General features: G+C 67.0%; 25 protein-coding genes. 12 read left to right on the top strand and 13 right to left on the bottom strand.

Annotation, left to right across the window (positions count from 1 at the left end; all coding sequences use genetic code 11):
- Window positions 1–17: 17 nt before the first annotated feature.
- A complete protein-coding gene (locus ASD78_RS03025; protein WP_056098349.1) occupies window positions 18–1,064 on the top strand; it encodes a pyridoxal-phosphate dependent enzyme in 1,047 nt (348 codons plus the stop codon).
- A gap of 147 nt (window positions 1,065–1,211) precedes the next feature.
- Window positions 1,212–1,721, top strand: coding sequence for a hypothetical protein (locus tag ASD78_RS21370; protein ID WP_235566435.1), 510 nt, complete (start codon window positions 1,212–1,214; stop codon window positions 1,719–1,721).
- A 103-nt stretch (window positions 1,722–1,824) separates the two neighbouring features.
- Here the strand turns inward: ASD78_RS21370 and ASD78_RS21365 are convergent, their stop codons facing one another.
- The 3 genes from ASD78_RS21365 to ASD78_RS03010 all read right to left on the bottom strand — a co-directional run bounded on the left by ASD78_RS21365 (window position 1,825) and on the right by ASD78_RS03010 (window position 6,216).
- Window positions 1,825–2,766 (bottom strand): lipase family protein, encoded by a 942-nt coding sequence (locus ASD78_RS21365; protein ID WP_235566434.1) that lies wholly within the window; start codon window positions 2,764–2,766, stop codon window positions 1,825–1,827.
- A 47-nt stretch (window positions 2,767–2,813) separates the two neighbouring features.
- On the bottom strand, window positions 2,814–3,476 hold the full coding sequence (locus ASD78_RS03015; protein ID WP_056098347.1) for a hypothetical protein: 663 nt from the start codon (window positions 3,474–3,476) through the stop codon (window positions 2,814–2,816).
- A gap of 190 nt (window positions 3,477–3,666) precedes the next feature.
- Window positions 3,667–6,216 (bottom strand): MAC/perforin domain-containing protein, encoded by a 2,550-nt coding sequence (locus ASD78_RS03010; protein WP_056098345.1) that lies wholly within the window; start codon window positions 6,214–6,216, stop codon window positions 3,667–3,669.
- A gap of 233 nt (window positions 6,217–6,449) precedes the next feature.
- Here ASD78_RS03010 and ASD78_RS03005 point away from each other — a divergent pair, with 233 nt between their 5' ends.
- A complete protein-coding gene (locus tag ASD78_RS03005; RefSeq protein ID WP_055905914.1) occupies window positions 6,450–7,601 on the top strand; it encodes a hypothetical protein in 1,152 nt (383 codons plus the stop codon).
- Window positions 7,602–7,657: 56 nt separating this feature from the next.
- Here the strand turns inward: ASD78_RS03005 and ASD78_RS03000 are convergent, their stop codons facing one another.
- Window positions 7,658–8,080 carry a helix-turn-helix domain-containing protein gene (locus ASD78_RS03000; protein WP_056098343.1) on the bottom strand — a complete coding sequence of 141 codons (423 nt, stop codon included), beginning with the start codon at window positions 8,078–8,080 and terminating at the stop codon, window positions 7,658–7,660.
- Between the two features lie 75 nt (window positions 8,081–8,155).
- Here ASD78_RS03000 and ASD78_RS02995 point away from each other — a divergent pair, with 75 nt between their 5' ends.
- Entirely contained in the window at window positions 8,156–9,010 is an 855-nt protein-coding gene (locus ASD78_RS02995) for a class I SAM-dependent methyltransferase (protein ID WP_056098341.1), read from the top strand.
- Here the strand turns inward: ASD78_RS02995 and ASD78_RS02990 are convergent.
- Window positions 9,007–9,927 carry a M14 family metallocarboxypeptidase gene (locus ASD78_RS02990; protein ID WP_056098339.1) on the bottom strand — a complete coding sequence of 307 codons (921 nt, stop codon included), beginning with the start codon at window positions 9,925–9,927 and terminating at the stop codon, window positions 9,007–9,009. The two genes, ASD78_RS02995 and ASD78_RS02990, sit on opposite strands and share 4 nt — an antisense overlap.
- 293 nt (window positions 9,928–10,220) lie before the next feature.
- Here ASD78_RS02990 and ASD78_RS02985 point away from each other — a divergent pair, with 293 nt between their 5' ends.
- From ASD78_RS02985 to ASD78_RS02975, 3 genes are all read left to right on the top strand, one after another.
- Window positions 10,221–10,451 carry a DUF4287 domain-containing protein gene (locus tag ASD78_RS02985; protein ID WP_056098337.1) on the top strand — a complete coding sequence of 77 codons (231 nt, stop codon included), beginning with the start codon at window positions 10,221–10,223 and terminating at the stop codon, window positions 10,449–10,451.
- A 187-nt stretch (window positions 10,452–10,638) separates the two neighbouring features.
- Window positions 10,639–10,989, top strand: coding sequence for a hypothetical protein (locus tag ASD78_RS02980; RefSeq protein WP_055905900.1), 351 nt, complete (start codon window positions 10,639–10,641; stop codon window positions 10,987–10,989).
- A gap of 196 nt (window positions 10,990–11,185) precedes the next feature.
- On the top strand, window positions 11,186–12,028 hold the full coding sequence (locus ASD78_RS02975; protein ID WP_056098335.1) for an MnmC family methyltransferase: 843 nt from the start codon (window positions 11,186–11,188) through the stop codon (window positions 12,026–12,028).
- Window positions 12,029–12,198: 170 nt separating this feature from the next.
- Here ASD78_RS02975 and ASD78_RS02970 read toward each other — a convergent pair whose 3' ends face one another.
- The 4 genes from ASD78_RS02970 to ASD78_RS02955 are packed head-to-tail and all read right to left on the bottom strand — an operon-like array spanning window position 12,199 to window position 18,642.
- On the bottom strand, window positions 12,199–12,819 hold the full coding sequence (locus ASD78_RS02970) for a TetR/AcrR family transcriptional regulator (RefSeq protein ID WP_055905893.1): 621 nt from the start codon (window positions 12,817–12,819) through the stop codon (window positions 12,199–12,201).
- A complete protein-coding gene (locus tag ASD78_RS02965) occupies window positions 12,816–14,255 on the bottom strand; it encodes an efflux transporter outer membrane subunit (RefSeq protein ID WP_056098333.1) in 1,440 nt (479 codons plus the stop codon). The genes ASD78_RS02970 and ASD78_RS02965 overlap by 4 nt, the downstream gene beginning before the upstream one ends.
- Entirely contained in the window at window positions 14,248–17,442 is a 3,195-nt protein-coding gene (locus tag ASD78_RS02960) for an efflux RND transporter permease subunit (protein ID WP_056098330.1), read from the bottom strand. The genes ASD78_RS02965 and ASD78_RS02960 overlap by 8 nt, the downstream gene beginning before the upstream one ends.
- A gap of 12 nt (window positions 17,443–17,454) precedes the next feature.
- Complete coding sequence (locus ASD78_RS02955; protein ID WP_056098371.1) at window positions 17,455–18,642, bottom strand: efflux RND transporter periplasmic adaptor subunit; 1,188 nt, start codon at window positions 18,640–18,642, stop codon at window positions 17,455–17,457.
- A 396-nt stretch (window positions 18,643–19,038) separates the two neighbouring features.
- Here ASD78_RS02955 and ASD78_RS02950 point away from each other — a divergent pair, with 396 nt between their 5' ends.
- Genes ASD78_RS02950 through ASD78_RS02940 form a run of 3 tightly spaced genes read left to right on the top strand, consistent with a single transcriptional unit; the run spans window position 19,039 to window position 20,246 of the window.
- Window positions 19,039–19,551 (top strand): DUF2975 domain-containing protein, encoded by a 513-nt coding sequence (locus ASD78_RS02950; RefSeq protein WP_055905879.1) that lies wholly within the window; start codon window positions 19,039–19,041, stop codon window positions 19,549–19,551.
- Between the two features lies 1 nt (window position 19,552).
- Window positions 19,553–19,774 carry a helix-turn-helix transcriptional regulator gene (locus ASD78_RS02945; protein WP_056098328.1) on the top strand — a complete coding sequence of 74 codons (222 nt, stop codon included), beginning with the start codon at window positions 19,553–19,555 and terminating at the stop codon, window positions 19,772–19,774.
- Window positions 19,775–19,778: 4 nt separating this feature from the next.
- Complete coding sequence (locus tag ASD78_RS02940) at window positions 19,779–20,246, top strand: hypothetical protein (protein WP_056098326.1); 468 nt, start codon at window positions 19,779–19,781, stop codon at window positions 20,244–20,246.
- 39 nt (window positions 20,247–20,285) lie between these two features.
- Here the strand turns inward: ASD78_RS02940 and ASD78_RS02935 are convergent, their stop codons facing one another.
- Window positions 20,286–20,537, bottom strand: coding sequence for a hypothetical protein (locus tag ASD78_RS02935; protein WP_056098324.1), 252 nt, complete (start codon window positions 20,535–20,537; stop codon window positions 20,286–20,288).
- 130 nt (window positions 20,538–20,667) lie between these two features.
- Window positions 20,668–20,880: a hypothetical protein gene (locus tag ASD78_RS02930; RefSeq protein ID WP_056098322.1), complete on the bottom strand. Its 213-nt coding sequence runs from the start codon at window positions 20,878–20,880 to the stop codon at window positions 20,668–20,670.
- A 336-nt stretch (window positions 20,881–21,216) separates the two neighbouring features.
- Between ASD78_RS02930 and ASD78_RS02925 the strand changes: the two genes are divergently transcribed.
- The gene (locus tag ASD78_RS02925; RefSeq protein WP_056098321.1) at window positions 21,217–22,104 is read left to right on the top strand and encodes a type II CAAX endopeptidase family protein; all 888 of its coding nucleotides are present in this window, start codon (window positions 21,217–21,219) and stop codon (window positions 22,102–22,104) included.
- Between the two features lie 42 nt (window positions 22,105–22,146).
- A complete protein-coding gene (locus ASD78_RS02920) occupies window positions 22,147–22,758 on the top strand; it encodes an FMN-binding negative transcriptional regulator (protein ID WP_056098318.1) in 612 nt (203 codons plus the stop codon).
- Window positions 22,759–22,935: 177 nt separating this feature from the next.
- On the opposite strand, the gene ASD78_RS20455 is transcribed toward ASD78_RS02920, so the two are convergent.
- Both ASD78_RS20455 and ASD78_RS19770 read right to left on the bottom strand, forming a co-directional pair.
- Window positions 22,936–23,553 carry a hypothetical protein gene (locus ASD78_RS20455; RefSeq protein WP_156087555.1) on the bottom strand — a complete coding sequence of 206 codons (618 nt, stop codon included), beginning with the start codon at window positions 23,551–23,553 and terminating at the stop codon, window positions 22,936–22,938.
- A complete protein-coding gene (locus tag ASD78_RS19770; protein ID WP_235566433.1) occupies window positions 23,550–23,915 on the bottom strand; it encodes a putative toxin in 366 nt (121 codons plus the stop codon). Before ASD78_RS19770 ends, ASD78_RS20455 begins: the two co-directional genes overlap by 4 nt.
- Window positions 23,916–24,238 lie beyond the last annotated feature (323 nt).

Below are 24,238 nucleotides of genomic sequence, written 5' to 3'. Positions count from 1 at the left end.
CAGGGCAGACTGTCGGCATGAATACCGACGCCCGCACCGCGCACTGGAACATCGCCGAACTCTGGGACGACTACCGCCCCACCCCGCTGATCGCCCTGCCGGCGCTGGCACGCCGCGCCGGCGTCGCCCAGGTGCTGGTGAAGTGCGAAGGCGAGCGCCCCCTGGGCAACTTCAAGGCCTTGGGCGGCTTGTACGCCGGCCTGCGCGCGCTCGCACGCGCGATCGGCGCGGACTCGCTGCGCGAGCTCGAAGACCGCCGCCACCAGGTCCGCGCGCTCCGCCTGCTCTGCGCCAGCGACGGCAACCACGGCCTGGCCGTGGCCGCCGCGGCCGCGCGTGCCGGCGCGTCCGCGTCGGTCTACCTGCCCAGTGAAGTCGACGCCGCCCGCGCGCGCCGCATCGCCCGACTCGGGGCCGAGGTCGTGCGCATCTACGGCACTTACGACGACGCGGTCGACACGGCCGCCGCCGCGGCATCGCGCGGCGATGGTTTGCTGATCGCCGACACCAGCGACGAGCCCGACGATCCGGTCGTCGCCGACGTAATGGCCGGCTACGGCCTGCTGCTGCACGAACTGCACGAGCAATTGAACGAACACGGCGACGGCCGGATCAGCCATGCCTTCGTCCAGGCCGGCGTCGGAGGCCTCGCCGCAGCGGTCGCCGAAGGCCTGCATCAGCGGCTGCCCGGGCCGGGCCGCCTGCTCGTGGTCGAACCGGCGAATGCCGCCTGCGTGGCGCAGGCCTTGTCCGAAGGCCGGCCGCTGCGCGTACCGGGCGAACTGCATACCTCGGCGGAGATGCTGTCGTGCGGGCTGGCCTCGGCGCCGGCCATGGCGATCCTCAAACGCCATGGAGCCGCGTCGATCGTCGTGGACGAAGCGCAGCTGCTCGCCGCACCAGGCGCGCTGCGCGACGCCGACGGCCCGCAGACCACGCCTTCCGGCGCGGCCGGCGTCGCCGGCCTGCTGCGCTGCGCCGAAAACTCCGCGCTGCGTAGCGCCCATGCGCTGACCGAGGACAGCCGCGTTCTGTTGATCGTCACCGAACGCCCACCTGCCTGATCTCCGGCGTCGCAATCGGATCGCCTAATGGCCGGCCTCCCGGCCGCCGCGACGATTGGCCCTCTCCACCGCACACGAATTGGCACTCCAAGCCGGCGCGCCGGCGGCCTAAGGTCCGCCGTGTCCAACCACATGGAGGTACCGACGATGAAGACCCGCACTTCCCACCCGATCCGCACGCTCGCCCTGAGCGCCGCAGCCCTGATCGCCCTGAGCTCGACCACCGCCGCCGTCGCCGGCGATGCCCACCACGTCGGCATGGACTGGAAGGACAACTTCCTGACCCGTCTGTGTGCGCGCCAGTTCGAGATCGCCCAGCGCATGGACATGGAATCCTTCCGCGACTACGACGCCGAGACCTTCCGCGCCGTGCACGACGAACGCGCGATCACCGTGTTCGGCAGCGGCGCCACCCGCATCGGCATCGACGCGATCATGGCCACCTTCGCCAGCCACTTCGCCAATCGCGAAGCGCAGTGGAGCTGGACCGAGCGCTATCGCGTCGTCGACGGCTGCAGCTCGGCCTACATCCTCTACGAAACCGTGTACGAGATCCCGCGCATCGGCTTCCGCTCGCACGCGCTGACCGGCGTCACCTACACCTACGATCGCGGCAAGTGGCTGGCGATCTCCGATCAGGGAACGCCGCTGCCGTAATCGTCCGGTCCGCTCCCCCACCGGACCGGAAGCAAGAAAGGCGGCCTCAGGACCGCCATTCTTGTTGCCGCAAGCAGCCGACGAGACTGCAGGCGCTATCGCATCAGGCGACCCGCAAGCTGCGCTCGAACGCCATGTAACCGCCGATCCGATCCGCCCAGCGCACGTCGGGCCCTGACGGCGGCACCGTGCTGAGCATGGTCCACGACGGCTCGACATAATCCGGGAAGGTACCCGGCCATTGCTGCGGATTCAGCGGCAACGCGTTGCTCAACACGGTGGTCAGATTCACGATGGAATGGCGCGAGAGTTCGTGCGGGTACCACTCGTCCTGCACGTAGAACGCGGTGCGGAAGCCGCTGCCCACCGCGGCATAGCCCAGGTCCGACGGCGGCAGCGAAGGCACGTAATCCCAATAGTTGTAGACCCGGATGCTCGCGCCGTCGGCGATGGTGTTGGCATAAGCGACCTGCCAGCTGTCGGTGCCGACCATCGGGCTGGAGAAGTTGATATTGGTCGAAGTCAGCGGCTGGCTGATCGCCAGGTCCAGCGAGAACAGCTGGCTCAGCGCCGCGCCCAGGCTATGGCCGGTGACGTAGACCTGCTGCGGCTGGTACTTGTCGATCAGCGCGAACAACTGCTCTCGCATCGACTGAGTCATGCTGTCGCCCATGCCGTTGTAGATGCCGTAGAAGCCCGAGGCCACACGCGGAACAGGCGTGATGCTGCCGCTGCTGGGGACGAAGTCGGTGGTCAGGAAATGCACGTCCTCGTACGCGTCCATGTCCGAATCGGTGCCGCGGAAGGCGAAGATGTAGGTGCCCGGGTCGGAGATCGACTGGAACACCAGGCCGTACTTCTCCTCCGAGCCGGTGAACAGGAACGCGTCCCAGCCGGTCCAGGCATCGATCTGGTCGTAGCCCTGCGGCGAGGTGAAGGGCGTGCCGCTGTAGTAGTCGTAGGCGGCCTTGGAGGCCACTGCCAGGGCGATGGTCAGGCTGTCGTCGAGCATCGGCTGGGTGGCGGTGCTGGCGTTCTGGTTCACGGCATCCTTCCTTGTGATGGGTGAGTTCGTGCGAGCTGGATACGGTTTCACATCTCGGGCGTGCTCGCTTCGAGAATGCGCGCATTCGCGGCTTGTTCGGCCGGGTCGGGGACTCGCGCGGCGCGCACCTGGTTCGCTCGATGCTGCGCACGTATGCGCGGATCGACCACGTCGACCTGTCGATTGCGTTGCAGCAAGGCCCGGTCGCCGGGATGGAGCTGGCAGTTCCGGCTCAGTATTTCCAATTCATCGCCGTTGCTGGCTGCTCCGCTTTGCAGATTGACCACGACCCCAAGGGTGTCGCCCAGGGGTTCGAGTTGGAGACAAATACTGTCGATGGTGTCGTAGCTGCGCTGCTCGTTGCGCTCGACGAGCGCCAGCAGGTTCTCATGGTCGATCCACACCACCGACCTCACGCCCGCCACCCTGCGCGCGGCGATGCGCGCCGACTCGCGGTCGACACTGCGTGCGGGATCGGCGAGCTTCATCGAGCGCAGGAAATCCGCGCTCAAGGCTTCGGCATCGCGTTGCGCGCCCTCTTGATCTCCGAGCATCGCATTCGCCCGCATCGACGCGATACGCGCGGCGGTGCGCGCCGGATCGAGCGCTTGACCAGCCTGCTGCGGCCTGGCCGGTTCGGGCCGCGAAGACTCGGCGCACCCTACGAGCACCAGCAACAGCAGCCAGGCTCCCACGTCCTTGTTGCCCATTTCGTCCCCCCGACGAAAGTGCGTACGGTAAGCGTAGCAGGCAAATCGGGGGTAGCGCCCAATTTCTTGTGCATCGCGGCAAACCGAAGCCGTGCGCCGACAGGGATATGCCGACGTCCATGCCGACGACCGTGCGGCTACGGACGAAAACCGCGGCTACCGGGCATCGGTCGTACCGCCTCCGGAACCCTCAACCCGCCGCGGGCTCCTCCTCCCACACGATCTCGACGTTCGACAGCCCCAGCGTATACATGGTCATCGCGCTGGGCGCCCTGGTCTCGTGATCCTTGCTGGTCGCCAGCCAGCCATAGACCGGGGCCGCGCCCGCGCGCCAGGCATCGGACACGACCGGACGCGATCCGGTCAGGCAGTGGTGCATGTCGGCATCGGTCAGGCACGCGCCCCCGCCGATCATCACGCTGCGCCTGCTCTCGTCGCCGCCCGGATGCATGGGATGGGTCACGGTGTGGTCGTGGTTGCTGGAGGCGCCGAAGCGGTGGTACTGGTACTGCGCTTCGAGCGGCGTACCCGCACGTGCGCGGATGCCGATCGCGTAGGCTTTGACCGTGTGCGGGAACGGCGTGATCAAGTCCGCGGTACGCACCACCACCTGGCACTGACGCTCGAACGCCGCCGGCGGCTTGCCGTCCAACTGGGCGAAGCCGCAGGCCTTCAGCGCCACGCCCGCGAACACATCCACTTCGCCGCCGCAACCGGTGAGCAGGTAGTCGTCCGGCGGCTGCAGCGCGATTTCGTGCAGGCTGCGATGGCCGGTGGCCTCCTTGGCGAAGATCCGCACGTCCCAGACATCGTCGGGGTCGTGCAGCGCGACGATCGTGATGGCGTGGCAGATCGGCGAGACGAACTTGATGTCCTTCATGCGCGCGCACCAGCTCCAGCGTTCGTCGCGCCCCTTGCCGCTGACTTTCGGGTAGCTGGCGACGACGAAGTTGCCCAGCCGCTGGCTGACTCCCGACACGCCGGCGGAGAGAATCTTGTAGCCCTTCGGCAACGCGACCTCCTCACTGAAGTGCTGCTGGGGCTGGTCCCAGCGGCGCTGAAACACGGTCAGTCGCATCGCCGGCGGCCGGGTCAGCGCCAGCAAGGTCTCGGTCAGGGCCGCGGCGGTCGCCGGCGCTTTCAGCCGCATCGTCTCGCGCACCTTCGCATCGGCGATGGACGGAATGAACACTTCGTTGACCCAGGCCCGCTCCAGCAATTCGGCCATGAGCTTGCGATCGAAGCCCAGCGATTTCGCAGGCAGCAGGCCCACGATCTTCCATACCGGCTGTTCGTCGCTGCGGTCGATCACCTGCCAATGCGCATTGGCCTTGACGCTGGTCAGCCACAGATCGCTGGGCAGCTCCGGCAGTCCGCCGAACACGCTGGTGGCCACCGACACCTGCTGATCCTTGACCATGCACGACATCGCGGTCGAGGTCGCGCGCGCGGCGCTGACGCCGCCGGCATGCGCGGTCGACACCGAGCCGGCACCGGTCAGGCCGACGTAGGACGCCGAAGCCGATACCGCCCAGTTGGTGGCGGTGGACAAGGCTTCGTCCAGGGTCTTCATCTGCTCGACGGAGCTGCAGCTGGCCTTGGCCACGTGCTTGTACCAGCCGCCCAGCGCCGCGGTGCAGAACACATGGCTGCCGAAGCCGCGCAGGAACTCGGCCGCCGCCGCTTGCCGCTGCCCAGGCGGCTCAGCCTCGATCGCGCGCAGGGCATCCAGGGCGTCCTCGCTCAGGGCGAAACGGTTGCTGGGCAGGGTCAGCGTCGCCTGCGGCGCCCATTGGTAATGCACGCGCAGCTTGGTCGCCTTCTGCGACCGCTTCATCGCGGTTTCGTCCTTCTGGCGCTGGCCGGCATTGGCGTACTGCACCATCAGGCTGGCCGCGCCGATGCCCGAACCGAGGAACATCGCACCGCGCGCGCTGTTGGCGGTGGCGTAGGAACTGGCGGAGGTCTCGAACTGCTGCGAAGCCTCGCTATAAGCCGTCTCGCTGCTGAATTCGAAATCCTGGGTCTGGATCGGCGCCGGCTTGCCGAGCAGCGCGGCCATGTCGAGCAGGTTGGAACCGCTGGCGCGCACCAGACCGGCGGCGGTGGCGCAGTAGCCGCGCAGCAGTTGGTTCTCCTCCAGCAGCTCGGCGGTGCTACGCGGACGTTGATCCAGATAGCTGTTGAGACTGTCGACGATCTTGCTCTGCAGCCCGTCCTGGATACGTTCCATCAGCGCCGTCGCACTGGCGATGGTCGCGAAGCTGGCGTCGCCTCCCTTCAGCAGGTCCTTGGCGCTGACCTTGGCCAGGATGCGGTCGAGTTGCGCCTGCGCCTGCTTGGTCGCGGCTTCGCGGTCGGTGGCGGCCGCCTCGGCGGTTTCCTTGCGCAACTTCTCGACCGCTTCGATCGCTTCGGCCAATTGCTGTTTCTTCCTGTCGAAGCCGGCGCTGCCGGGCTCGTCGGTCTCGCTCGCCAGCTGGTCGATGCGCGCCTGCACCTGCTTGGCGGTGAGCTTCTCCACGATTCCGGCGGCGATGCGCGCCGGCCCGTCCGGTGTGTCGCCGCGGATCTGCTTGGCCAACGCCTTGCGCTCGGCCGGATTGCCGCAGACCGCCTTGAGGAATTCCAGCGAACCGATGCCGTAGTCCTTGATGACCTTGACCTGGTTCTTCAGGCCCAGCGACTTCAGGTAGTCCTCCAGCTGGGCTTCGTCGCTTTTCTTGGCGGGGGTGGGCATGAACGCGCTCCATTGTCACCAGGGATGGAGGGCGCGGATTCGCGCCCTTTAGCCAGGAACGCGTCCCATAGCGCGCTGTGAAGCGGAACCGCGCAAGCGCCCGAATGGCTTGTGCCGCGACAAAGACGCCTCGCACATGCCCATAGGTGCAATACCCAAGCCCATTCCGCCGGTCCACCATCGTCCGATCCGGCTTTCGTTGTGATCGAACTGACACCCTGGGGAGGGACCTCATGTTCCGCAGCACGCTGAAGTTCGTTTCTTCCGGTATCCGCGTTTCCAGCCTGGCGATGACGGTCCTGCTGCCGCTGCTGGGCGGAGCGGCCCTGCTGGCGCCCACGGCCGCGCAGGCCTTGGATTGCGGCAGCAACAACGGCTACACCTGCCAGGGCGCGGCCAGCCAGTACGCGGGCGGCTTCAGCCCCGGCGTGGGCAGCGGCGGTTTCGGCGGCGGCAGTTGCACCGCCACGCGCACGCCGGTGGTGTTCGTGTCGGGCAACGGCGACAGTGCGATCAGCTTCGACATGCCGCCCTCGCCCGTCGCCGGCTACACCACGCCGGCCAACTCGATCTACGACGAGCTCAAGGCGCGTGGCTACAACGACTGCGAACTGTTCGGCGTGACCTACCTGGACGCCGACGAGCGCGCCACGCCGCAGTACAACTACCACGAGCCGGCCAAATACCAGATCCTCAAGACCTTCATCGACAAGGTGAAGCTCTACACCGGCCGCAGCCAGGTCGATGTGGTCGCGCACTCGCTGGGCTCGTCGATGACCCTGGCGATGCTGCGCTATTACGGCTATCAGGGCAGCGTGCGCCGCTTCGTCAACATAGCCGGCGGTCTGCGCGGTCTGCAGACCTGCCTGAGCACCGGCTACCAGTCGCCGTACGCGCCCACCTGCAACGCCGAGGCTTACGTCTTCCCGTACGACTACTACACCTTCGGCCTGTATCCGAGCAGCGGCGCGGTCTACTACGGCTACAACCGCTGGACCGGCAGCGGCAGCAACAGCCTGCGCGCGATGCCGACCCTGCTCAGCACGATCTCGTTCTACACCATCACCGCCGGTCTCTACGATCAGGTCCACTGCTTCACCACCAGCTACTCCGGCGGTTGCAGCAGCGGTGCCTTGTTCAACGCCGCCGGCAACGTCAAGGCGCAGGTGGACATCGGCGTCGGCAGCAGCGCCTACGCCTACGATTGGGACTGGAGCGACGGCAGCCCGTACAACGCGGGCGGCGGCGACACCAGCAGCGGCATCGGCCATTTCCGCTCCAAGAGCAACGCCGGCCGCATCGTCTACAACATGCTGGCGACCACCTGCACCACCGGCTGCGCGAACGGCTACGTGGGCGTGAACGGGCCGTCGGTGAATCGCTAGCGCTTGCGGTTGCCGAGCCCGCGCCAACTAGCGGGCTCGGCATCGGCGGTGCGGCGCTACGATCGCGCCCCGGGTCTCGATCCGACCACGCCGGATGCGGCCGCGCGCAGAATCCGGCGGAAGCTCGGGCATTCCATATGGCTGGGTGCACGGCACGCGGCCGCATGCCGCAGGCCGTCGCGCAGACCGCTCAAGCGGCGAATGGTCCGATCGATCTCCTCGGCCCTGGCCTTGAGCTTCTGGCGGTCGATACGCGGTTGGCCGTCCGGCGCGAACATCAGCGCCATCTCGTCCAGCGAGAAGCCGGCGGCGCGTCCCAGCGCGATCAGCGCCAGCCGCTCCAGCACGCCGGAATCGAACTGACGGCGCAGGCCGCGCCTGCCGATCGAGGCGATCAGCCCCTTTTCCTCGTAGTAGCGCAGCGTCGAGGCGGGCAGCCCGGACCGCTGCACGACCTGGGCGATATCCAGTTCGCTCATGCGCTTGACCTCAAGTCGGCTTGAAGTTGCACGATGCGGCTTCCACCACTTGAAGGCAATGCCGAGGCAGACCGCATGAATACGAAACCGCAGGCCGACGACGCCCAGGCCGCACTTTGGAACGGCTCCGCCGGGCGCGCCTGGGTCGACGCGCAGGCGATGCTCGACCGGCTATTCCAGCCATTCCAGGACCTGCTGCTCGAGACGATTCCATTCGCAGCCGCGCGCCAGGTGCTCGATATCGGCTGCGGCACCGGCGCCATCACGCTCGCGGTCTCGCAACGACTGGGCGAGCGAGGCCGCTGTGTCGGCGTCGACATTTCGGAGCCGATGATCGCGGCCGCCCGGGCCCGCGCCGAACGACAGCGTGCGTCGGCGCACTACGTAGCCGCCGATGCGCAAACGCATGCCTTCGCGCCGCAGAGTTTCGACCTCGTCCTTTCGCGTTTCGGCGTCATGTTCTTCAGCGACCCGGTCGCGGCCTTCGCGAACCTGCGCCGCGCCGCAAAGCCCGGAGCCGAGCTCCGACTCATCGCCTGGCGCGCCGCGGCGGAGAACCCGTTCATGACGACCGCCGAACGTGCCGCGGCGCCGCTGCTGACCGATCTGCCCATCCGACAGCCCGACGCTCCCGGACAATTCGCCTTCGCGGAGCGGCGAAAAGTGCAGGCCATCCTGCAGGACAGCGGCTGGAGCGAGATCGATATCCGACCGATCGACGTGCCCTGCTCCCTGCCCGAGCCGGACCTGATTCCCTACCTCAGCCGGCTCGGTCCGGTCGGACTAAGCCTGCAGACGGCGGACGACGCAACCCGCGAACGGGTGATCGATACGGTCCGCGCGGCTTTCGAGCCTTTCGTCCATGGCGCGGAAGTCCGTTTCACCGCGGCCTGCTGGATGATCGGCGCCCGATCCGGGGGCGCGTCCTAGCTGGATTGCAGCGCGAAATCGATGGCCGCGCACACCGCCGCGGCCTGTGCCGCGTTGCACTGCGCCGGCGTGGCGCGCGGGCTGTCGGGGTAGACCTCGGTGGTGGTGCGGTAGGTCGCGTCGGTGATGCCGGCGCACAGGCCCAGCGGGCGCAAGGCGTAGTTGATGACGCCCGGCGCGACCACCGGCGAGCCGATGATCTCGCCTTTGGCGCCGGCCGGCGCGATGTGGGTGACCATCGCCACCGCCGCGATCACCGCCTGCTGGAACTCGGGCTGCGGATGTTCGGCGTCGTCGACCAGATAGAAGCCGTCGGGGATTTCGCCGGGCTCGTAGGGCTTGCCGTCGCGCGCGGCCAAGGCCGGCCGGAACTCGGATTCGTCGCTGTCGGTGGTTTCGTGCAGGTCGATGTGCATCCGCACGCTGGCGCCGACCGGTGCGACCAGGCGCAACAGCGCGGCCGATTCCTGCGCCGGGCTGTTCTCCCGGAACGAGCGGTTCGGGTCGATCGCGTCCGGGTTCCAGCGATGAATGCGCTCGTAGGCCCAAGGGCTGACGCAGGGCGCGACCAGCAGGTTGGCGCGGCCGGCGTAGCCCGCGGCATGGAGTTCGACGAACTGCAGCGCGCCGTGCACGCCGCTGGTTTCATAGCCGTGCACGCCGCCGGTCACCAGCATGGTCGGCAGATCGTCGCGCCAGTCGCGGCTCTTGATCGCGAACAGCGGGTAGCTGTCCGGGGCGTAGTCCAGGCGGCCGTACTCGACCACGTCGAACTGCGCGCGCAGCGCGTCGATCTTGCCCACCACGTCGGCCTCGTAGCTGCGATGGCGGACCTGCCGCGAACGCCATTCGGCGACTTCCGCCGCGCCCCAGGGCTGTCCGGGGGTGCCGATCGGGTAGAAGGCTGGGACGGTCATCGTGGCGTTCGCGCTGGGTGAAGGAGGGGCCACACTTTAACACCGCGTTAAAACCGCTCGCCGCGCGCGCACGGACCCGGCCCGCCATCACCGGACAGTCTGGTTCGCGGTGCCAGGATGCAGGCGACCGCCCTGTCGCCGCGGTCCGGGGCGGGCACAGACGCAGGTCAGCCGACCGCACATTTATTCGTGCCGGCGTGTCGATTTCGCCCGCCCCCGTTCGTCGTCCTGGTAAGAGCCCCGCACCGCCCCTCCGGCGCCAGGCGCTCGCCCACTCATCAGGAGCCGCCCGCATGTCGTTCCAGGCCTATCTCGACAACATCCAGACCAAGACCGGCAAGACCCCGGCCGACTTCCGCACCCTGGCCGCCAAGAAAGGCCTGGCCGGGCCCAAGGGCCTGTTGACGGGGATCAAGGCCGGCGACGTGATCGCCTGGCTGAAGCAGGACTTCGACTTGGGCCACGGTCATTCGATGGCGATCGTGGCCTTGCTGAAGGGCATGAAGAAAGAAGGCGACAAGTAAACGCGGCGCAGGCTGGGCTCAAGCCCATCGCGACCTCCCCCCGACCACCATCGGCTCCTTCGCCGCCGACGGCCCTCCCGACATCCGCACGGTAGATCAAGTCGCCCCTGCACTACCGACGGATCCCAGTTCACGCATGGCAGCCATGGCTCGCCGCCCCCGTGATGTACCCCCACAGGAGACCACAATGAAGCATTTCCTAGCGATCTTTACCGGTTCCCCCGCAGCGATGGAGGCCTGGAAGGACCTGGACGCCGCCACGCGCGAAGCGCGCGAGAAGGCCGGCATGCAGGCTTGGCAGCAATGGGCGACCACCCATGCCGCGGTCATCGTCGATCACGGCGCGCCGCTGGGCAAAACCAAGCGCATCACCAGCGACGGCATCGCCGACACCCGCAACGCCATGGCCGCCTACACCGTCGTCAAGGCGGAGTCGCACGAAGCCGCCGCGACGCTGTTCGAAAACCACCCGCACTTCGCGATCTTCCCCGGCGACGGGGTCGAGGTGATGGAGTGTTTGCCGATGCCGGAGATGTAAGCCGGTGCGGATGTAAGTGGTGCGCGGGGGCGGAGCGATCGTATCGCTCCGCCCCGGCGTGAAGGCACGCTTCGACCCGGTGTCGGCACGCCGGAGTACGATTCATATTCAGGCCGCATCCTCCCGGGCTTGCCCTGACTGCGTTCGATGCGTAGGTTGCGCCATCGCACCCGACCATCACACGAGACCGCCCGCCGTGCCGCACTACACAGGCCCCCTGCTCACCCGCCCCGTCGCCGACGCACTGCGCAGCGCACGCGAGGCCGGTGCGGACGCATGGACCGGCTCGCTGGACCTGGGGCGTTCGAACGACGAAATACGGCTGGCCACCGACGCCTGGCAATGGCGCGGCCAGCGCTATCCGTATCCTTCCGCGCTCAAGGACCGCACGATCTATCACTGGGACGGCGAGGAGTTCGCGCCGGTGTCGCGTTTCTCCGGCTCGCTGATCAAGCTGGTGCCGACCGAATGGGGCGCACCCACCTTCGAGATCGACGGCATCAAGATGCTGCCCACGGCGAAGACCTCGCCGGTCGAGGATGCGCAGCGCAAGGTCGCGCTGGTCGAACCGCGCGGCAAGATCGTGTTGGACACCTGCGGCGGCCTGGGCTACTTCGCTGCATGCTGCCTGGAGGCCGGCGCGGCCCGCATCCAGTCGTTCGAGAAAAACGAGGACGTGCTGTGGCTGCGCACGCTCAACCCCTGGTCGCCCGATCCCGACGCGCCCGACAGCGGCGGCCGCTTGCAACTCAGCCATGCCGACGTGTCGAAAGCGATCGCGCAGATCGCCGACGCCTCGGTCGATGCCCTGCTCCACGATCCGCCGCGCTTCGGCATCGCCGGCGAACTGTATTCGCAGACCTTCTACGACCATCTGGCACGCGTGCTCAAGCGCGGCGGCCGGCTGTTCCACTACACCGGCAGCCCGAACAAGCTGACCAGCGGTCGCGATGTGCCGCGCGAAGTGGCCAAGCGCCTGGAGAAGGCCGGGTTCAAGGCGCAGTTGGCGCTGGACGGAGTATTAGCTATACGGCGCTGAGCCTACGGGCCGGACGCGCCCTGCCCGGCGTCCACTCGCGCTGCGTACGACACCGATCCCCGACGCCGGGCGGCAGCGCGCTCCGATCGCGGCACCGCCGACGCTGGACAGCCGCCCAACGGCGGCTGCCTCCTGCACGCCGAATTCTCCAGCGCCGCGGCGCCCTTCGCTCAGGCCCGGGGCGACAGCAGAGCCGGCAGAATGTGCTCCAGCGCCGCCTTGACCTCAGCCACGCTCAGATCCGGTTGCGCGATCGAACGAATCGCCAGTCCTTCGATCAGGGACTGCACGATCAGCACCCGCATCTCGACCTCGGACTCGGGCACGCCCATGCCGCCCTGCTCGGAACTGCGCGCGAACCAGGCCACCAGATCGGCGCGCAGCACCTTGTCGGAGGCGTGCGTGGCCGCGGCGATCTCGGTGTCGCGTGTGGCCTCGGCGGTGAGTTCCAGGAACAGGGCCGCGTTGGTGATGCCGGGATCTTTCGCCTGCCATTGCTGAAACACCTCGGCGATGCCCTCGACCACGTCGCTGTTCGCATGCAATTTCGCGATATCGGCCCGCGCCTCCTCGAGCTGACGCTCGATGATGGCCAGGATGATGTCGTTCTTGGCCTTGAAGTAGCGGTAGATCAGGCCGGCGCTCATGCCCGCCGTCTCGGCGATGCTGGCCATGCTCGCGGCATGGAAGCCGTGCAGGACGAAGCATTTCTGCGCGGCAACCAGAATGCGCTCGCGCTGGGCCTGCGCGCGCGCCTCGGCCTTGCCGACGGGTTGGTCCTGGACGCTCATGGGCTGCGCTCGTTCCAGCCGCCTCCGAGGACTTTATAGAGCGCCACCCGATTGATCTGTTCGCTCAGGCGCGTGGTCACCAGGCCCTGCTGCGCGCCGTACAGCGTGCGCTGAGCGTCGAGCTGGTTGAGGTAGCTGTCGCGGCCGGCCTTGTAACGCGCGGTCGACAACTGGTCGGCGCGCGCGGCCGCCTCGACCAGCGCTTCCTGGGCCTGACGCTGCTCGGCCAGGGTCCGGGTCAGCGCCAGCGCATCGGCGACATCGCGGAAACCGGACTGGATCGCCTTCTCGTACTGCGCCAGGGCGATCTGCTGATCGGCCTTCGCCGACGCCAGGCCCGCGCGCAGCTTGCCGCCCTGGAAGATCGGGATGTTGATCACCGGATTGACCGACCAGGCCCGCGTGTTCGCATCGAACAGGCCCGACAGCTCGCTGCTGGCGCTGCCGAACAAGCCGGTCAGGCTGATCGACGGGAAGAACGCCGCGCGCGCGGCGCCGATGTTGGCGTTGGCCGCACGCAGCGTGTGCTCGGCCTGCAGCACGTCCGGGCGGCGCAGCAGCACCTCCGACGGCAGCCCGGACGGCAAGGCCGCGATGCCGCTCACCTCATCGGTCAGGCGCTGCGGCAGCAGGGCCGGATCGACCGGCTCGCCGACCAGCAGGTTCAGGGCGTTGATGTCCTGGGCCACCTGCCCGGCATAACGCGCCGCATCGGCGCGCGCCTGCTCTACCTGGGTACGCGCCTGGCTCACTTCCAGGCCGGACACCGCGCCCAACTCGCGCCGCTTCACGGTCAGGTCGTAGGCGGACTGCTGGTTCTTCAGCGTCGCTTCGGATACCGACAGCAGTTCGCGGTCGGCCGCCAGAGTCAGGTAGGCATTGGCGACTTCCGCGATCAGGCTCAGCTGCGCGCCGCGGCGCGCCTCTTCTTCGGCGAAGTAACGCTGCAGGGCCGACTGGCTCAGATTGCGCACGCGGCCGAACAGGTCCAGCTCGAAATTGGTGATGCCCACGCCGGCGGTGTACTGGTCGACGACCGCCTGGTTGTCGCCGCCGGTGCGCTGCAGCTGTGCGCTGACGCCGACCGCCGGGACGCGATCGGCGCGCTGAATGCGGTACTGCGCGCGCGCCTTCTCGACGTTCAGCACGGCCACGCGCAGATCGCGGTTGTTGTCCAGCGCGCGGCCGATCAACGTTTCCAGATTCTGGTCGGCGAAGAAATCGCGCCAGCCGATGTCGGCCACCGCGACGGCCGATGCCGTCTCGCCAGCCTCGCCCGCCGGCGCGGCGCCGACGAAGGCCTGGGTGGTCGGCGGCAACGGCCATTCGCCCGGAATCGCCGCGTCGGCGACCGGCAGCTTCGGCGCCAGGCTGACGCAGCCGGCGGTCGCCAGCGAGATCGCCAGCGCCAGGGCGTGAATCGACAACTTACTCATGGTTCTGCACTCCTGCCGAAGCCTGCGCAGCGGGCGCGCGCTTCTTCCTCACGAACAATTTCTCGACCACGACGAAGAACAGCGGGACGAAGAAGATACCCAGGAAGGTACCCACGACCATGCCGCCGAGCACGCCGGTGCCGATCGCGCGCTGCGCGCCGGAACCCGCGCCGGAGGCCAGCGCCAGCGGCAGCACGCCCAGGCCGAAGGCCAGCGAGGTCATGATGATCGGGCGCAATCGGTCGCGCACCGCGGCCAGCGTGGCCGCGATCAGGTCCATGCCGTTCTTGAGGTTCTCCTTGGCGAACTCGACGATCAGGATCGCGTTCTTGCTCGACAGGCCCACCGTGGTCAGCATCGCCACCTGGAAGTAGACGTCGCGCTCCATGCCGCGCAGCCAGGTCGCCAGCACGGTGCCGAGGATGCCCATCGGCGCGATCAGCAGCACCGAGGTCGGGATCGCCCAGCTTTCGTACATCGCCGCCAGACACAGGAACACGATCAACAGCGACAGCGTGTACAGCAGCGGCGTCTGCGCACCGGCCTGGCGTTCCTGGAACGACAGTCCGGTCCATTCCAGGCCGATGCCCTGCGGCAGCTGCGCCACCAGCTTCTCCACTTCGGCCATGGCCTGGCCCGAGCTCACGCCCGGCTTGGCTTCGCCGTTGATCTCCAGCGCCGAAACGCCGTTGTAGCGCTCCAGTCGCGGCGAACCGTATTCCCAGCGCGTAGTGGCGAAGGCCGAGAACGGCACCATCTCGCCCTTGTCGTTGCGCACGTACCAGCGGTTGAAATCGCTGGGCACCATCCGGAACGGCGCGTCGGCCTGGATGTAGACGCGCTTGACCCGGCCGCGATCGACGAAATCGTCGATGTACTGACCGCCCCAGGCCGCCTGCAGGGTCGAGTTGATGTCGGCGATGCTCAGACCCAGCGCCGACGCCTTCTGATTGTCGACGTCGACCCGGAACTGCGGCGTGTCTTCCATGCCGTTGGGACGCACGTTCTGCAAGAGCTCGCTCTTGCCGGCCATGCCGAGGAACTGGTTGCGCGCGGCGACCAGGGCGTCATGGCCCAGCCCGGCGTTGTCCTTCATGTAGAACACAAAGCCGTTGGAATTGCCCAGCTCGAACACCGCCGGCGGCGCCAGCGCGAACACGAACGCGTCCTTGATCTGCATGAAGCTGCCCATGGCGCGGCCGACCACGCCGTTGACGCTGTTGTCCGGCATCGGGGTCTTGCCGAAGCTGGTCAGCCAGCGCCAGCGGTCGCCCCAGGTGGCTTCGCGCTCTTCCCACGGCTTGAGCTGCGAGAACGCCATGCCCGCGTTCTGGCCGTTGCCGGCGAAGCTGAAGCCCTGCACGGTGAACAGCGAGTCCACCGCCTTGTCGGACAGGAACTGGTCCTCGACCTTCTTGAGCACCTCGCCGGTGCGCTCCTGGGTCGCGCCGACCGGCGCCTGCACGATGGTGAACAGGAAGCCCTGGTCCTCCTGCGGCAGGAACGAGGACGGCAGGCGGAAGAACAGCACGCCCATCAGCACCGCCATCGCCGCGAACACCATCATGAAACGGCCCGAACGGGTGACGATGCCGCGCACCACGCCCTGGTACTTGTTGTTGCCGGCGTCGAACTTCTTGTTGAACCAGCCGAAGAAACCCTTGTCGGAGGCGTGGTGGCCCTTCTCGATCTGCTTGAGCATGGTCGCGCACAGCGCCGGGGTCAGCACGATCGCGACCAGCACCGAGAGCCCCATCGCCGAAACGATGGTGACCGAGAACTGACGATAGATGACGCCGGTCGCACCGCCGAGGAACGCCATCGGCACGAACACCGCCGACAGCACCAGGCCGATGCCGACCAGCGCGCCGGTGATCTGGTCCATGGATTTGCGTGTGGCTTCGACCGGCGACAGGCCTTCCTCGCTCATCACGCGTTCGACGTTCTCGACCACGACGATGGCGTCGTCGACCAGCAGGCCGATCGCCAGCACCACCGCGAACATGGTCAGCATGTTGACCGAGTAGCCGAACAGCGCCAGCAGGCCGAACGTGCCCAGCAGCACCACCGGCACCGCGATCGTCGGGATCAGGGTGGCGCGGAAGTTCTGCAGGAACAGGTACATCACCAGGAACACCAGCACGATCGCTTCGAGCAGGGTTTTGACCACTTCCTCGATCGCCACGCGCACGAACGGCGTGGTGTCGAACGGCGTCACCGCCTTCAGGCCCTTCGGGAACGAGGGCTTGAGCAGTTCGAGCTCGGCCTGCACCGCCTGCGCGGTGGCCAGCGCGTTGGCGCCCGTCGCCAGCGAGATCGCGATACCGGTCGCCGGCTTGCCGTTGAAGCGGGCGATGGTGCTGTAGTCCTCCTGACCCAGCTCGACCCGGGCGACGTCGCGCAGCTTCAGCACCGCGCCGCTGCTGTTGGAGCGCAGCACGATGTTCTGGAACTGCTCGGCGGTCTGCAGGCGGTCCTGCGCGGTGATGGTGGCGTTGAGCTGCTGGCCCTTCACCGACGGCGTGCCGCCGAGCTGGCCGACCGCGACCTGCGCGTTCTGCGCCCTCAGGCCGTTGATGACGTCGGTCGGGGTCAGCTTGTAGGTGTTGAGCTTGTCCGGATCCAGCCAGATCCGCATTGCGTACTTGGTGCCGAACAGCTGGGTGCTGCCGACGCCGTCGACGCGGGCGAGCGGATCGACCAGGTTGGCGGCTACGTAGTCGGCGATGTCGGCGCCGTTCATGCTGCCGTCCTCGGACACGAAGCCGATGACCTGCAGGAACGACGAGCTCGCCTTCGACACGCTTACGCCCTGCTGCTGCACGATCTGCGGCAGCAAGGGGGTGGCCAGCTGCAGCTTGTTCTGCACCTGCACCTGGGCGATGTCCGGATCGATGCCGCTTTCGAAGGTCAGGGTGACGCTGGACTGGCCGTCGGACGAACTGGTCGCCGACATGTACATCAGGCCGTCGATGCCCTTCATGTTCTGCTCGATGATCTGGGTCACCGAGTTTTCGACGGCCTTGGCCGAGGCGCCGGGGTAGGACGCGTTCACCGATACGGTCGGCGGCGCGATGGTCGGGTACTGCGAGATCGGCAGCTGGGTGATCGCGATGGCGCCACCGAGCATGATGATGATCGCCAGGACCCACGCGAAGATCGGGCGATCGATAAAGAACCGTGCCATGAATTTCTCCGGTTACTGCTTCGGCGCGGCGGCGGCAGCCGCGGCCGGCTTGGCCGGCGCAGCGCCCTTCTCGGTCGCATCGACCGGCATGCCCGGGCCGATCTTCTGCAGGCCCTCGACGATCACCTTGTCGCCGGCCTTCAGGCCGCTTTCGACCAGCCACTTGTCGCCGATCGCCTGACTGACCTGGACTTCGCGCGGCTCGACCTGGCCCTTGGCGTTGACGACCATCGCGGTCGCGCCGCCCTTGGGATCGCGGCTGATGCCCTGCTGCGGCACCAGCAACGCGTTCTGGCGCACGCCGGTACCGATCAGCGCACGCACGTACATGCCGGGCATCAGCAGGTTGTCGGGGTTGGGCACCACCACGCGCAGCAGGAAGCTGCCGGTGCCTTCGTCGACGGTGACCTCGGAGAACGCGAGCTTGCCTTCGAGCGGGTACTTGCTGCCGTCTTCCAGCAGGATCGTCACCGGCGTGCTGGCTTCGGTCAGGGTGCCGGCGGCGATCTGCTTGCGCAGCGCCAACAGTTCGGCGCTGGACTGGCTGATGTCGACGTGAACCGGATCGAGCTGCTGCACCACTGCCAGCGGTTCGGCCTGATTGGCCGTGACCAGCGCGCCCTGGGTGACCGCCGACTTGCCGATGCGGCCGCTGATCGGCGAGGTGATGCGCGCGCGGCCCAGGATCACGCCGGCGCTGCGCACTGCGGCGCGGCCGGAGCTCACATCGGCCTGGCTCTGCTTGAGCGTGGCGACCGCGGTTTCGTCGTCCTGCTTGCTGACCGCGTCGATCTTGACCAGGTCGCTGGAGCGCTGCGCGTTCAAGCGCGCCGAATTCAACGCCGCCTCGCCGCGCGCCAGCGTGGCCTTAGCGGTTTCCAGATCCGCGGCGTAGGTCTTGTCGTCGAGCTGGTACAGCGGCTGCCCGGCACTGACCAGGCCGCCTTCGGTGAACAGGCGCCGCTCGACGATGCCGCTGACCTGCGGCCGGACTTCGGCGATCAGCGAGGCGCTGGTGCGCCCGGGCAGTTCGCGGGTCAGGGTGACGGTCTCGGGCTTCAGGGTCACCACGGTGACCTGGCCCTTCTGGCCGCCGGGGCCGCCTTGCGGATCGCCGCCCTTGCCGCAGGCCGCCAGGGCCAGCGCCAGCACGGCCGCGGTGAGTACGGTGGGGACGCCGGAAATAGCGTTATGGGACATAGACTTGCGCGACGGCATGGGGGAGCCTCAGGTCGTTGATTGCGGTCGGCGGACCGCGGCCACTTCGTAGAATGAACGATCATTCTCTTTTCTTGGTCGGGCGAGGTCAAGTGTCCTCGCCCCGGCTTCCGGCCGGTTCCGACGCATGTTGCGGGCTTTCCTTGTGTTTTTTTTGTGCAGGGAAAGCGAACAGCCTTGTTCCGCAAAGCCGAATCGCGCCGTGCCGGCGAGGCCCGGCGCCTGGCCTTCTGTCTCGGCGGGCAGGTTTCCGCAGGCAGTCTCCTTCCCGCCTCGCACAGCCCGCCAAGGGCCTAAGGCCCCCTGTCTTCCGGCCTATTTTTATCGTTTAGCGATATATATATTATCGTTTTACGACAACCCAGCCGGGAATCAGCCATGAACCGCACCTCCGCCCGCGCCCTCGCCATCACCCGTCCGGTCATCCAGGGCCTGACCGTCCTCAACCTGCTCTACGCCGCGTCCCTCACCGCCCTGCTGGTCTGGAGCTTCTTCATCCAGGGCTGGCCGGAACGGCCGCTGGGCTTCGAACTGACCAAGCTGCATCCGCTGGCGCCGCAAGGGCTGCGCGCGATCGTCCTCATCGGCGTAATCGGCGCGGCGATCGTGCATACCGTGCTGCGTCGCCTGCTGGCGATCGTCGACACGGTGCGCGCCGGCGATCCCTTCCTGCTCGAAAACGCCAAGCGCCTGGACCTGATCGCGTGGAGCGTGCTGGCGCTGGAACTGCTGCGCTGCATCGTCGCGACCATCGCCGCGATCGTGTGGGAGCCGGGCAAGATCGACGGCTTCTCGTTCACGCCGTGGCTCGCGGTGCTGCTGCTGTTCGTGCTGTCCAGCGTGTTCGCCCACGGCGCCCGCATGCGCGCCGACCTCGAAGGGACGGTATGACATGGCGATCGTCGTCCGCCTCGACGAACAGCTGCACGCGCGCCGCATGACCCTGACCGAACTCGCCGCGCGCGTCGACATCACCCTGGCCAACCTGTCGATCCTCAAGACCGGCAAGGCCAAGGCGATCCGCTTCTCCACACTCGAAGCGATCTGCACCGCGCTGGAGTGCCAGCCCGGCGACCTGCTCGCCTTTGATCCCGCCCTGCCTTCCGAGGAGTGACGCCATGCTCGCCCGACCGTTCGCACCCGACCCGCGCCACGAGAACGTCCGCCCGATCCAGATCTGGGGCCTGCGCTTGTTCTTCCTGCTGATGCTGATCTTCGTCACGCCCACCGCCTGGCGCGCGCTGCTGACCCACGAAGGCCCCTGGGACCCGGTGCGTGCGGTCACGTTCGCGGTGTGGGCGACCTACCCCGCGCTGGCGCTGTTCGGCTTGTTGCGCCCGCTGCGCTGGCTGCCGCTGATGCTCTTCACCATCGGCTACAAGGCGGTCTGGCTGGCGTTCGTCGCCTATCCGCTGTGGCGCGCCGATAGCTTGTGGGGCACGCCCACCGGCGAAGTCGCCAGCTCCTTCCTCGCGCTGCCGCTGCTGACCGCGGTGGTGCCGTGGGGCTACGTGTGGAGGACGTACTTCGCCTGGCCGCGACTTGCGATAGAAACGCAGCCGACGCCGGTGGGCGAGGCCAAATAGCGCTACGCCACTCGGCCCCTTGCGTGGCGGATCACCGCCTCAAGGTACGTCGCAACGCCAGATCGAACTCGCCAGCCACAGGTTGGCGCGGGTGATGTGGTTGTAGACCTCTTCCAGCGGCGTTCCGCCTTGCGCCGTGCACTGGCCGATGGCGTCGGCGCGCGCGTTTTCCAATGCGATGCCCGGGTCATAACTCTGGCCCTGCCCGCTCACGGTCACCACGCCGGCCGACGCCGCGCCGGAAACAGACAACAACAGCGCCGCTGCGAAAGCGATCGAAGAGGTCCTCATTGCGCGTACTCCCGATACGAGTTCGCGGGCATTCGAGCACGGCGCATGCAGACCGCAGTGAAAGCCGAGTAAGCGCTTCGTAAAACTGCGAACCCGTACGCGCAAAAAACGCATGCACCGACCCAGTGCCTTACTTCTTCGACGGCGGATCCTCGCCCGGCAGCGTCTGGTGCCCTTCGCCTTCCGGCAGGTCCGCGTTCTGCACGTGCTTGCGGCGCGCCTGTCCCTCGCCGTCCTGCGGGTTCTCGCCCGGCAGCGGTTGGTGGCCCTGACCGCCCGGCGGACCATCGCCTCGATCCGGCTGGGTATCGCGATGCTTCTGACCTGCAGTGTCCTTGCCCATGTCGTTCGACCTCGTAGGACGCCGGTTACGGTGAGGCCGGCGATACCGCACGCTGCGTCCTGGACGGTTAACGCAGGGTCTAGCCGACTCTCGCGGCTCTTCACGACCGCCGAACGTACCGCCCCGTTTAGGCTGAACCCGTCGATTCCCGCCGTGTCCGCAAGCCGCTACGCCGAACGGCTTTGCCCGTATCCCGCTGCGCCGGCGATACGACGCCGCGCGAACGGGTTTACCTCGACACCGTCTACGTGACGAACGGCACCGGGCCTGACGGGCTATTTACCGTTGCGGCGTCGAGCCTGGATGCTGCGGTTCAAGCACCGCAGGGGAAGGCAGATGAAGCAGATCATTCGCGACCGCCACGGATCGCTGCGCAACGGCTGGTGGATCCTCGCGTTTCTCGTGCTGTTCCTGGCCAGCCAGCCGGTCTACCGCGTGGTGTCCAAGGCGATCCAGCATCAGGGATTCGAGGGCGCCTGGCTGGCGCCGCTGCCGGTGCTGTTCCTGAGCCTGGTGACCTACGCCTGCCTGCGACTGCGCCGCGAAGGCCTGGCCGCGGTCGGGCTGCGAGCGGACCTCACCTGGGCGCGCGAGCTGTTCTATGGCGCGGCCTTGGGCATGGCCCTGATCGGCCTGGTGACCGGCCTGATCTTCGCCGCCGGCGGCGTCCGCTTCAGCCTCGACCCGACACGCAGCTTGAACGCATTGGCCATGGGCACCTGGATGTTCGCCTGGGCCGTGGTGCTGGAAGAACTGCTGTTCCGCGGCTTCGTATTCCAGCGCCTGGTGGACGGCATCGGCGCATGGCCCACGCTGCTGGGCATGGGACTGTTGTTCGCCATCGCCCATTGGGGTAATCCCGGCATGGAAGGGCCGACTCTGGCCTGGGCGACGCTCGACACCGCGCTCGGCGCCATCCTGATGGGACTGGCCTACCTGCGCACCCGCAGCCTGGCCCTGCCCATCGGCCTCCACTTCGGCTGGAACTGGGCCCAGGGCGCCCTGCTCGGCTTCGACGTCAGCGGCTTCGACCAAGCCGGCTGGCTGCTGCCGGAACTGCTCGCCAAACCGCAGTGGCTGACCGGCGGCGCGTTCGGGCCGGAAGCGAGCGTCTTCGCGGTACTCGTGGATACGATGGCGGTGGTGCTGATGTGGCGCTGGAAAGGCAGCGCGAAGACGCAGCCGGCAATGCCCGCGCCAGTCGCCGCAGTCGCTACCGACTGAGCCGGCGCCTAGAATCGCCGACTGCACCGACGCGACGAGCGCATGAACACCCACCCCATCTTTAAGCCCGACTCCCCCGCCGACGTCGATCGCATGATCGCCGCGCATCCCTTCGCGCTGGTGATCAGCTCCGCCGACGGCGCACCACTGGCCACGCCGCTGCCGCTGCTGCTCGAACGCGACGCCAACGGCGGGATGAGCTTGTTGGGCCACATGCCGCGCGCCCACCCGCACACGGACCTGCTGCGTCGGCAACCGCGCGCACTGGCGGTGTTCCAGGGCGCGCACGGCTATATCTCGCCTTCGTGGCTGACCGACCGCACCCAGGCCCCGACCTGGAACTACGAAACCGTGCAGCTGGACATCGACGTCGAGTTCGACGACAGCGCCGAAGCCATCCGGACCGCACTGACCCGGCTGGTCGACCATATGGAACGCGGCCGCCCGAACGCCTGGTCGGTCGCCGACATGGGCGCCCGCTACGACAAGCTCGCACCGGCAGTAGTCGCCTTCCGCGCCCGCGTCGTCGACGCCTACGCCAAGTTCAAACTGGGGCAGAACGAACGGCCCGACGATCGCAGCGAGATCCTCGCAGGCTTGGAGTGCACCGGGCAGCAGGCCTTGGTCGATGCGATGAGGCGCGCCGGGCTTTAGTCGGGCCTGCGGCTGCGGAACAAGAACGACCTGTAACGAGGCGGGGCGTCAGGCGTGTCGCCCTTCCGTTTGGAGCAGCGAATGGAGGCACGACGCGACCAGCACTAGGGCCGCCAGGCCGATCGGCAGAATGAAATCCATATGCGGGTTCTAACCCGGATTTTTGTGGGTGAGTTTTTAACCCGCCGCACCGTCGCGCTTTCGATCCAAGCGGCGCATTCTCTTGACCTCGCCGCCGATGCTGGGATCGTCACGCAACTCCAACAGTAGCATTTTCGCTCTTGGGTCTTTGGAACGTTTCAGCGTAAACAGCAGCGGGGCGCGAGCATGGCCCAAGCGAGGATCCTTGACCAGCCGCAATAGATCGTCGATCGCTTCATGGCTGAAGGCGCCATCCAGCGCAATTGCAGCCACGTAATGAATCGCTGGCGGCAGATGCGCGGCGTTCTGCTCGAACAACGCGACCAACTCATCCCAGTACGGCCGTGCTACCGGCGAACCGAGGGCACGCAGCAGCATTTCCCGGATCTGGTCTGGATATTCAAGCCGTTTTACGTGCTCCAGCAGGATCGAAATGATGGCTGGGTCAAGTTTTCGACCATCGAGCAAGTCCGCCACTCCCTGCACGTTCACGCCGGCCGCACGCAGCGCTTCCACGATGGGCCGAGCCGCTCGATCTCTTTCTTCTAGAAGTTGCTTTCGCTCCTCCTCTTTCCGGGCAAGCATTGCTTGATGCTCAGGGTCAGAGCCTAGCTCAGCGATAAGCTCAGCAGCAGTCTTTCGCTTCTCATTCATGGAATAACCTTCAGAGTGATTTCTCCAGACTTAACTGCAGCTTCTAGCGGCGCTGACAATTGCGCACCAGGCCTAACGAACAAGTTGAACTGCATACCATTTGCTCGAGCATAATCAACGTAGTCGCGTATTTGACGTGTATATGCCTGATACGAGACATTCTTGACTTCACTGACGGTCTTCATAGCCAGATTAATGCCATCAGGAATACGGAGGCGGCCATTGACATATATTAACTCGCGGCCGCCGATCGCATATGTCGCCCGAACTGCATCTTCGCCAGCCTTCCCTAACCGCAGTGCTAGCAAGCCAGCACCAACCAGCTTGGCACCACCGACGGCAGCGAAGAATGGGACACCCACAGATATCCCATCGAATACTAACAGCCTGAGGGATCGCGAGATTCACAAAAGGTCGACGGATGCCCAGCCCCGTCGCGTGCGCCACAGGTCCATTGCCTCTGGAGGGATAATTGTCAGCCCTTACTCGCGCGCTTCCCTCCATTTTCAGGCGTCTTAGGCGAGTTTGACCGCCAGACCCACACCTTTAAGCCAGCGCTGACCCAGTCGTTGCGCCAGTTCGATCAGATCCTGGGCTTCGCCGACCACACGCCAGTAGCCCGAGCCCACCGACCTCACCCGCTTCGTCCAGCGGCTTGGCTCCCTATCCAGCTTTACCAATACGC

Source organism: Lysobacter sp. Root667 (genome assembly GCF_001427715.1).
Lineage (GTDB): Bacteria > Pseudomonadota > Gammaproteobacteria > Xanthomonadales > Xanthomonadaceae > Lysobacter.
The sequence above is the reverse complement of the archived record's forward strand: the minus strand, read 5'-3'. Positions and strand labels throughout refer to the sequence as shown.